The organism is Halonotius pteroides, assembly GCF_003605635.1.
GTDB classification, from domain to species: Archaea; Halobacteriota; Halobacteria; order Halobacteriales; family Haloferacaceae; genus Halonotius; species Halonotius pteroides.
Genome location: NZ_QMDW01000046.1, coordinates 1 through 6,785 on the forward strand (window position 1 = coordinate 1; position 6,785 = coordinate 6,785).

Annotated in this window: 8 protein-coding genes; 4 read left to right on the top strand and 4 right to left on the bottom strand. The window is 50.4% G+C overall.

The features are described 5' to 3' along the window. Positions 1–132: 132 nt before the first annotated feature. The gene (locus tag DP106_RS14780; protein WP_120086562.1) at positions 133–729 is read left to right on the top strand and encodes a hypothetical protein; all 597 of its coding nucleotides are present in this window, start codon (positions 133–135) and stop codon (positions 727–729) included. Between the two features lie 4 nt (positions 730–733). On the opposite strand, the gene DP106_RS14785 is transcribed toward DP106_RS14780, so the two are convergent. Continuing rightward, positions 734–1,078: a TAF11 family protein gene (locus DP106_RS14785; RefSeq protein ID WP_120086564.1), complete on the bottom strand. Its 345-nt coding sequence runs from the start codon at positions 1,076–1,078 to the stop codon at positions 734–736. Between the two features lie 200 nt (positions 1,079–1,278). On the opposite strand from DP106_RS14785, the gene DP106_RS14790 reads away from it, so the two are divergent. Next, positions 1,279–1,926 carry a 3'-5' exonuclease family protein gene (locus DP106_RS14790; RefSeq protein ID WP_120086572.1) on the top strand — a complete coding sequence of 216 codons (648 nt, stop codon included), beginning with the start codon at positions 1,279–1,281 and terminating at the stop codon, positions 1,924–1,926. 27 nt (positions 1,927–1,953) lie between these two features. On the opposite strand, the gene DP106_RS15625 is transcribed toward DP106_RS14790, so the two are convergent. The 3 genes from DP106_RS15625 to DP106_RS14800 form a co-directional block, all read right to left on the bottom strand. Further along, on the bottom strand, positions 1,954–2,376 hold the full coding sequence (locus DP106_RS15625; protein ID WP_133305180.1) for a helix-turn-helix domain-containing protein: 423 nt from the start codon (positions 2,374–2,376) through the stop codon (positions 1,954–1,956). Between the two features lie 531 nt (positions 2,377–2,907). Beyond that, positions 2,908–4,416: a hypothetical protein gene (locus DP106_RS15630; protein ID WP_133305181.1), complete on the bottom strand. Its 1,509-nt coding sequence runs from the start codon at positions 4,414–4,416 to the stop codon at positions 2,908–2,910. A 192-nt stretch (positions 4,417–4,608) separates the two neighbouring features. Then, on the bottom strand, positions 4,609–4,809 hold the full coding sequence (locus DP106_RS14800) for a division/cell wall cluster transcriptional repressor MraZ (RefSeq protein ID WP_120086567.1): 201 nt from the start codon (positions 4,807–4,809) through the stop codon (positions 4,609–4,611). A 223-nt stretch (positions 4,810–5,032) separates the two neighbouring features. Here DP106_RS14800 and DP106_RS14805 point away from each other — a divergent pair, with 223 nt between their 5' ends. Together DP106_RS14805 and DP106_RS14810 are read left to right on the top strand one after the other, a co-directional pair. Beyond that, positions 5,033–5,452, top strand: coding sequence for a hypothetical protein (locus DP106_RS14805; protein ID WP_120086569.1), 420 nt, complete (start codon positions 5,033–5,035; stop codon positions 5,450–5,452). Next, the coding region (locus DP106_RS14810; protein ID WP_120086570.1) for a hypothetical protein at positions 5,445–6,785 on the top strand (1,341 nt) is incomplete at its 3' end. The genes DP106_RS14805 and DP106_RS14810, both read left to right, overlap by 8 nt.

Sequence of the window (6,785 nt, forward strand, 5' to 3'; positions counted from 1 at the left end):
CGAGGATGGCACCTACAAGGACAAAAATTACGAGAACTACGATACTGATGTTCGAGAGCCGTACCTGAACGGGGTCGCCAAATTTGGTATCTACAATGAAGTGATCCCGGCAGTCGGAGAGGGGTGGAATACATGAGTCAAGAACCAGACCCACGCTCAACTCGTGGGCCGCATCCCCCGGACTACAAATGGCCGGAGTATCGCCAGTTGGAGGAGGCGGTCGAAGCCTACCTCGATCACGATGCCGACGACCCACGATACGACAATATCTGGAGAGCCCTAGGAGCCATACTAGGCGGGTATCAGCGCGATGTGTTCATTGATGCATTTGATCTTGCAGAACCCGCTGACTCGGCCTGTATCCGGCGGTTAATCACAGGAGATGGTGAGTGTTCCTGTTCAGTACGCAGCTGGAAAAAGAGGGAACGCGAGAAAATTGGTGATCTCGATGAGCCGCCACATTCCCCGCCACATTCAGACCACGCAACCCTGTGGCTTGACGAAAATGGTAATCCTGCCATGTACGGGATGCATCTCTACATGGGTAATGTTGAGCAGGTCACGCCATCGAAAACAGCTGACCCGGATCAGCGGCAACGAAATGGTTGGTTCGATATCGTCAATTGGGCGGCTGAATGGGGTCTTGAAGTTAGTTTCATGCCAAAATCATGGTATCATCTCGGCACCACTGTCCACGTCGTGATTTACCCTCCAGAACGACGTAGATAGCAGGCTATTCAGTGCCGTTGTCAGCGTCCTCATCGGCGTCTCCCCTTGATTTGAACCACGACCACCACTGAACAAAGAACGGGGCCTGCTGCTGATTCTCGATTGTCTGCGCTAGCTCTGTCACCTGTTCCTCAACCTGATCGCGTTCGCCAAGCATATTCTCTAACTCGTTTATTCGAGCTTCCAGATGTGTGATTTCAGTCTCTAGGTCCTCGGCCTCAAACCCACGCTCCAACAGGTATCGAATTGCCTCTGCCTTGCTGTTTATTGCATCATCATCTTCGACTAGTTGCTCAATGTCCTCATTCAGAGATTCGGGGACTGACGCACTGATTCGGGGGCGTGCCATGGATTTAATCGGGCTTCATCGCTCTGCATCGATTTTGCATCGCTGCTTTCATCGCTATTACATCGTAGCGATGCACCCGGAAACCTACTAATACTCCCGATACTCCCAGTATTGGCGGGTATATCGCGTCTACCCAGTATTACGGAAGTCTCGGAAACAGCCCTCATAGCGTTATGTGACCGGGTTGAGTCCCGATGAACATGGGCCTCGATCCAATTGCATTCGATATCGAAACCAGCGGTCTTGACGATGATTCAGTTATCACCGTCGCCGGGTTCGCACATTCAATCGGTGTCTCACTTATTATCAACGTAGACGGTCGTGATGCCGATCACGCTGCGCTCGTTGATGGGCTTGACCACCACGCAACCGGAGCGGTATCGCTCGTAATTGCTGGCTCAGAGCGAGAGTTATTGGATGCAGTTTCCGACGTTGTGACCGGGCAGATCGACAGCGACCGCCACTATTTGACAGCATACAATGGCGAGACATGGCAGGGTGGCTTCGATCTCCCGTTCTGCCGGACTCGATTTCTGAATCACGATATGGAATGGCCGTTTCAGGATCTCGCCTACGCCGATATGATGGAAGCCATCGTTGATCGATTCGATACCGGTGACAAGCGCGACCTCGTAGGTGTCTACGACCAGCTGATAGGCAGCCCGACGTGTGACCCCTTTGAGGACAGCGGCGAGGCTGTGGACGCGTATGAGGCCGCTGAGTGGCTGCCACTACTCAAGCACAATCTCGCCGATATCCAACGGACTCGTGAGCTCGCACAACTGGCGGATCGATTCGTTCCACAGTCTGATTTCAGCATGAAAAACCTCCAGCCACCGGGTAGATGATAGTTCATTCGTGTGGCCGTCAGCGACTCATCGCTCACCCTGTTTTAAATCAGATATATACTGACTCACAGTCCGGCGGCCAACATCCAGATAGTCAGCTATCTCATCATTATCGAGGCCTGCAACAGCGAGATATCCCGCCACCGATGCTTTCCCCTCAGCAACTAATGCAACCGGCACACGCGGATGCTGAGGGCCTACGTCGGTGTGCTCATACATCCACCCTCCAACCCGATCTCGTAGCAATGCCAGCAGCTCTGCTCGCTCTGTAGATGGCCGTAAGTCATCCTGGTCAGATTCCAGACGGATCGCTGTATCGGGAGTAGACAGATCTAGAGATTTCGCTTTCTCAGCAGTGTGATCAGGATTGTCAACAGTGGAGGGGATGAATACTGAACAGTCTGAATAGTTGTAGACAATGCCAGACTCGTAGACCGTTTTCAGTTCCATTAGTTCTTCATTAGCATTCAATTAGTATATAATATACGATTCGTATAATTTTGTGTCGCTCTGGACAGGTGATTGACCAGCATTTACCCCAGCATCAGCCCGCTCGAACCGGGTTCCATCCAAAGGAAAACCGCCATACAACGCTTAATTGAGAGGTGATCACCACACCCCTCGTTGTGAGTGGCCCCCCACCCCTCAACCGCTCGGCAAATGCAGGGCGCGCGCGTCGGGGTCACGCGCGCCGATTGCGTCGGCGCGCAGGCAGGATGAGAATAAATAACCCCGCGACCGCAACAGCCGTGCCTAGCGCAGAAATTTTGAACTACTACTGATGTAGTTGAGTATCATAGATACATGCGACAACCCCCAGATGAAAACACGGCTTAGTGTCGAGTAAATGGTAATTCCTACTGATCCATTTCAACAGGTATTACACAATTTGTATATCCGCGCCGCGAAGAGCCATACAAACTGCGTAAACACGAATCATAAGAGGGCGTCGGGGTAGTGTTGCCACTCAACAGTCGTGTGTCAGCGGCGTTGCACGGCGGCCTCGCCTGGATGTGGCTCGTCGCTATCATCACTATCAACCCTGTCTTCCCACTCCTCAAACGCTAGTTGTAACGCCGCCGAGTAGCGGGCCTGCTTGCACCACTCACCATCATCGAGGAGGCCCCCAGCCTCTCGAATCGGTATGAGATCTCCGCCACAGGCGTCTCTATCAGTGACAACAGGATTCGGTACTGATCGTGAACTAGTAGTGGGACTGTCGCTGCTAGAATCTTGGTCAGAAGCCTGTGTATTGCCGTCAAGCGAGTGAGATGCCGAAGTATCGTCGATAGATGGAGAACTCTCATCAAATGATGGTGCTGCCGAGGACGATGCTGCAGAGTTGTCTAAGCCAGTAGTGCCGTCGTCCCACTGGTTATACAACTCATGTAGGGGATGGTCATCCTCACACTCACACTCGCCGTCACAGTCGCATTGCTCGGCCTCACAATTGGATTCATTCACATTGCTGAATCGAACGCCGAGCAGTTTTGGCGCGGCATCACAGAAGGACGCTGTTACCTGCTCTTCGGTGCCGTCATCGAGGACAGAGATATTGTGTAGACGGCCTTTCATCACGCTAGTAAGCTCATTTCTCGACTCTCTTTCGTGGACGCCTGCGTGTGAATAGCAGTAGCAGATTTGATGAACCAGATCGTCTAGGTTAGCAACGCTTCGGTGATCGTCGTCCTCTTTCTTTTCAATTCGATTGAAGACCCACCCAGACTGCCGCTCTACTGCCTCAACAACACTATAATCAAACGCATAGCGGCGCGAGGGGAAGAACAGATGAAAGTGCGGCTCGAATTTAATATACTCCTCTGGATTCTCCGAGGAGAGTACGTCGGCCCACGTCATGTCGCCCTGACCCTCGGCCCCGCCGTGATCGTACTGATCTTTCCGGTACTCGTCTTTGATCCGATAAGGATGATAGATCGCAAGAAAGCCCTTGATACCCCACTTTGTCTCTAGTAGCACCTTCAAGATCTTATAGGCGTGTTTGACCGGCTCATCACTGTCAACAAGGAGTTCAGGCAGGCTCGCAACGACGTGTTGGAAATCAACATCCTCGCGTTCATTGTAGTCGTTGACGTAGAGATCGCGTCTGAGTGCATCTAGTTTGGATGCTGATCTAATTGTTTTAGATTTCACAGCTGCCGCCCAGCATCGCTCACACGCCGGGTTATAGCAGGTACTACCTATGTATCGTGGACACCCACACTCTTCACACGCGAATCCCGGAATATCATCGCCACAATAATCGTATATCAGTCCCGGATCACCTGGTAGTGAGCGTTCGGGCAGCCGATCATCGAGCGTAGATTTCGTTGCCGACATGGGTTCCACGTCGCCGGGAGAGACGCCAATGTGCCCGTAGCCCGACCTAATGATCTTCCGTATCTCGGTGTCTCCAGTGTCATCGTCTTCATATCCATAGACGAGTCCAGAAGTATCACCAGTGCCGTCACCATCGAAATTGGCGACGCTCATCGGCTAAACCTCCAGAATAGATCAATATCTTCTGAGACGAACAAACTAAGTCCAATCGGCACGGAGGGACAGACACGGCCCCCAGACAACCACGATTCAGCGCAGGTATCCTTGCCACAGGAAGGTGCGCTGAGTCGTCTGAGGCCGGTGTCAGCCCCCCGTAGAGGGGCTGCAACTAACATTCAAGAGTGGCTACTCTGCCGATCCCTCCTCGTTGTCGTATTGGATTTCGGCCTCCTCGATGGTGACTTCCAGCCAAATCGTATTATCATTGGTAGGGTTGATACCGTGCTTATCTCGGATGTTAGCCGGGATCGTCACTCGGCCCCGATTGTCCATCTCAAGGGGCTCCGAGCGGTCAATCTTGATTGTCTTGATAGATTTGTTCGACATCGCGTTGCCCACATCTACGACAGTGTGGGGATATAGACCTTTGGGCGGGGTTGCTTACCCCGGAATCCAGAATTGGAATTCGTTTAATCGTGCTTCTATGACGAAGGTGAGAGCAAGTGAATATTTTGGGGTATAAAAAGTATATAAATGATCGGACTTAAGGCCCGAATAAACGAATTAGAACATCATAATAATTAACTGATTGCCGCAATAAAGGGCAATTATGGGTAAGACCGTGGCGATTCGAGATGAGTTGGCAGAACAGTACGATCAGGAATCAGATGAAGTGGGCTTATCTAGATCTGACTATGCACGACGATGCATTGAGATTGGTCGCTTAGTATTCAGATCAAACGGAAAAGTCGATATCGACCGACTGCGTGAATTGACCGAAGGAGAGATAGTATCAGCTGATAGCGACCTCGAAACGTCTGAGGGCGACCTTGGTGATGCAGTGTTGCGCAATCTCTCAACCGATAAAGACCAATCACTTAGTGCCGAAGAACTCCGCGAGATGGTCTTTGGAACCGAGGAGGAGCAGCGAGATGAAATTAAGAATACGCTACAACAACTCAGAGAAGCCGGTATGATTGAGGTGCTTGTTGGTGATGAGTATATCAAAGCGGAGGACTGCGATGAGTAACAATAATGAGGAAACTGATCGGGATTTAAGCCGGGCGAACACCCGAGTACGCGAACAGCGGCGCGAAGATGCAGAGCGTGAATGGCGTAAAAATCCCATTAAGCAGTTTGAGGAGCTAAAGAGAAAGGAGTTGACAAGTAAAGACATTGATAATATAATCCAAAATATTAGACGATTTGAGTCATTCCTGCTTGATGAAATTGCTCCAGAAACTGATGCAGAGGTTGAAGGCGTCAGAGACGTTGTGAGGGACGACATTTCCGTATTCCGAGATGACGTTTTGAAACCAGATACCGACCTCAGTAATTCAACTATTGCCGGTATATTAGGCATGTTGAATCAATTTTATAACGTACTTGATCAATATAATGCAATTGTCGGGAATCCTGTTGATGTCCCTCTTGACGAGTTTAGAGATAACCATGATCTTGAGGCAGACCGCCCACATATCCCATTTGATCGGATGGAGACTTTCTTAAATTGGCTTACATTACCGTTTAGCCGCGCATTTTGGCTTGCTGGGATCAAACACGGCACACGTATGTCAGAAGCAATTAATCTTGATTTACGGTGCCTACACATTGACCACCCGATATTCTACGAGATTGTCGATAACCATGATGTACGTATAGACCCTAGAGTGCGCGACCGACCGGATACAATGTTGATCTATGAGGCATTCAACAAGGGAGCCGAGATTCCAAACGATGACACTCCCGGCCCAGAAACGGAAGGGGAAATACGGGACAAAGCTCAAGGAAACAAACGGTCGGAAGAAGGAGGCAGTGTTCTTCCAATTGATTCCGAATTCAAAACGGCACTAATCGACTGGCTAATGTCCCGCCCTCCGACCTATAAACAGACTGTGAATCCACTGTTTGTTAGTGACGGTCATACCACTGCTGAGAGACTTGGAGATCATAGCATTCGTAAGCGGCTGTGGCAGGTTGATTATTACATAGATAGCGTTCAGAACTTCTCAAGAGAGGAAACAATTGAGGAGTGTCCAACATGCGGCGGTTCAGTCATTGAAGAAAATCTATCATCAGGTAAAGAGACTGGGCGGCGATTTCGGTGTCGCAATTGTCGGCAGAATCACTGGCGGTCAATCTACTGGGCCAAGGGACTAAATACAGAACAGAAGATGGGTTTCCACGTCGCTCGACATTACTTTACGAACTTGCACGACCCACAGAAAGATAAGCTACACAATGGAGCCATTCCCGACAAAGTGCGTAAGAAACGAATTCGTGGCGACAGCGAAGAGGACGCTGACACCGAGGATGGCACCTACAAGGACAAAAATTACGAGAACTACGATACTGATGTTCGA

Excerpts from the sequence above, each read along its gene's own strand:
- DP106_RS14790 (WP_120086572.1), top strand. The coding sequence starts at position 1,279 with ATGGGCCTCGATCCAATTGCATTCGATATCGAAACCAGCGGTCTTGAC.
- DP106_RS14800 (WP_120086567.1), bottom strand. The coding sequence starts at position 4,809 with ATGTCGAACAAATCTATCAAGACAATCAAGATTGACCGCTCGGAGCCC.
- DP106_RS14785 (WP_120086564.1), bottom strand. The coding sequence starts at position 1,078 with ATGGCACGCCCCCGAATCAGTGCGTCAGTCCCCGAATCTCTGAATGAG.
- DP106_RS15630 (WP_133305181.1), bottom strand. The coding sequence starts at position 4,416 with ATGAGCGTCGCCAATTTCGATGGTGACGGCACTGGTGATACTTCTGGA.
- DP106_RS15625 (WP_133305180.1), bottom strand. The coding sequence starts at position 2,376 with ATGGAACTGAAAACGGTCTACGAGTCTGGCATTGTCTACAACTATTCA.
- DP106_RS14780 (WP_120086562.1), top strand. The coding sequence starts at position 133 with ATGAGTCAAGAACCAGACCCACGCTCAACTCGTGGGCCGCATCCCCCG.
- DP106_RS14805 (WP_120086569.1), top strand. The coding sequence starts at position 5,033 with ATGGGTAAGACCGTGGCGATTCGAGATGAGTTGGCAGAACAGTACGAT.